Source organism: Kitasatospora sp. MY 5-36, assembly GCF_001182915.1.
In the GTDB taxonomy this organism is placed as follows: Bacteria; Actinomycetota; Actinomycetes; order Streptomycetales; family Streptomycetaceae; genus Kitasatospora.
This window is the reverse complement of the sequence record NZ_LFVW01000487.1, coordinates 1-2,080: the sequence shown is the minus strand read 5'-3', so window position 1 is coordinate 2,080 and position 2,080 is coordinate 1. Positions and strand designations below refer to the sequence as shown.

The following is a 2,080-nucleotide window of genomic DNA, read 5'->3' as shown; positions in this document are numbered from 1 at the left end:
CCGCCGCCCAGGCCGCTCCGGCGGCCCCGGTGGCGCCGGTGGCCGAGACCGCCGTGGCCGAGCCGGCCGCGCCGCAGGCGCCGGTGTCCGGCGCGGGCGACGTCCGGGTGCCGATCAAGGGCGTCCGCAAGGCGACCGCGCAGGCGATGGTGGCCTCGGCCTTCACCGCCCCGCACGTGACCGAGTTCGTGCAGGTCGACGTGACCCGCACGATGAAGTTCGTCCGCCGGCTCAAGGAGAGCGGCGAGCTGGGCCGGGACGTCCGGGTCAGCCCGCTGCTGATCGTCGCCAAGGCGCTGCTCACCGCGATCAAGCGGCACCCCGGGATCAACGCCCAGTGGGACGAGGCGGCCCAGGAGATCGTCCTCAAGGGCCAGGTGAACCTCGGCATCGCCGCGGCCACCCCGCGCGGCCTGATCGTCCCGAACATCAAGGACGCCGGCTCCAGGACCCTCTCGGGGCTGGCCACGTCGCTCGGCGAGCTGGTCGAGACCGCCCGTCAGGGCAAGACCTCGCCGGCCGACATGCAGGGCGGGACGATCACCATCACCAACGTCGGCGTCTTCGGCGTCGACACCGGCACCCCGATCCTCAACCCGGGCGAGGCCGCCATCCTGGCCTTCGGCGCGGTCCGGGAACTGCCGTGGGTGCACAAGGGCAAGGTGGTCCCGCGTCAGGTGACCACGCTCGCGCTCTCCTTCGACCACCGCCTGGTGGACGGGGAGCTGGGCTCCAAGGTGCTGGCCGACGTGGCCGCGCTGCTGGAGCGCCCGAAGCGCCTGATCACCTGGGGCTGACGGCCCGGTAGCACCGAAGAAGGGGCCCTCCTCCGCACCGCCGTGCGGAGGAGGGCCCCTTCGGTGTGACCGCCCGTTCGACTAGCGCTGGGGACGGAGTCGACGGACGGCGATCAGGACGCCCGCTCCGAGGGCGAGGAGCAGGGCGGAGGAGGCGGCGAGGAAGGTGTTGGTGGAGGAGGAGCCGGTCTGGGCGAGTTCGGGGGTGCCGGCGGGCGCGGTGGTGGCCGGGGCGGCGGAGGGCGTGGTCGGCTTCGGGGCCGGGGCGGCCGCGGCGGTGTCCTTGGTCTGCTCGGCGGCGGGCTTGGCCGGGGCCGGCTTGGCCTCCTTGGTGGGCGCGGGCTTGGCCGGGGTGGTCGGCTTGGCGGGCGCCGCCGGGTGCACCACCTTGACGTCGGTGCTCACGCCCCGGCCCTCGCTGGGCTTGACGGTGACCTGGAGCCCGTCGATGCCCTTGGCCACGTCGGCGGAGAGCCCGACCCGGAAGCGGTAGCGGACGGCGTGGCCGTCGGCGAGCGGCCCGCCCGCGGACGGGAGGGAGCCGCCGATCGCCGGGTCGCAGCCGTTCGCCAGCTTCACGCGCTGCCAGGTGCCGTTCGCCATGACCTCGGCGGTGACCTGCGAGGGCTTCGGGGTGGCCCCGTTCGTGTTGAAGAACGCGATGCCGGGGAAGATCCGGTGGTAGTCGGCACCGGTCCCGTTGAAGAACTGGACGTCGAACTCCGCCTTGGGGCCGCCGACGGTGAGCGTGCCGGGGGCCTTGAGGAAGGTGGCGTTGGTGCCCTGGCCGTGCAGCTCGACGGACCGGTCCTCCTCGTCCGCGGCGGACGGCTTCGCCGGGGTGGTGACCGGGGCCTTGTCGGGGGCCCCGCAGGCCCAGGCGGTGTCGGTGGTGAGGAGCTGGACGCCGCCGGCGAGGACGACGGTGGCGGCGACGGTGGCGATGCGGCGGCGGCCGGAGAAGGCGCGGTCGTTCTTCGCAAAACGGGTGATAACGGACGTGCGCATGACGTGACTCCCCAAAGTCGTCGTGCTGGTGGTGTGTGGGTGAAGACGACCGGCCCCGCTGCTTCACGAGCGGAAGCGCCCCCCGGCTCCGCCGGTCTCGCTCTCCGTGCCTTCATCTGTATGGACGTGCATCCCCGCCGGGGGTTGCAGGCGGGTTCCGAGAATCTTTCGACCGTCGGCGCCGGGGCCCGCTCGGCGCCGACGATCGCAGGTCAGTGCTGGCGGCGGAGGCGGCGCACGGCGATCAGGGCGCCGGCCCCGAGGGCGAGGAGCGC

General features: G+C 73.8%; 2 protein-coding genes. One reads left to right on the top strand and one right to left on the bottom strand.

Features of this window, described 5'->3' with window-relative positions; all coding sequences use genetic code 11:
• The coding region (locus AE652_RS27865; RefSeq protein ID WP_049656355.1) for a dihydrolipoamide acetyltransferase family protein at positions 1-797 on the top strand (797 nt) is incomplete at its 5' end.
• A gap of 81 nt (positions 798-878) precedes the next feature.
• Here the strand turns inward: AE652_RS27865 and AE652_RS27860 are convergent.
• A complete protein-coding gene (locus tag AE652_RS27860) occupies positions 879-1,805 on the bottom strand; it encodes an LAETG motif-containing sortase-dependent surface protein (protein ID WP_049656353.1) in 927 nt (308 codons plus the stop codon).
• Positions 1,806-2,080: the final 275 nt, after the last annotated feature.

What these genes read in the sequence shown, in the direction of transcription:
- AE652_RS27860 (WP_049656353.1), bottom strand. Translation starts at nt 1,805, where the DNA reads ATGCGCACGTCCGTTATCACCCGTTTTGCGAAGAACGACCGCGCCTTC.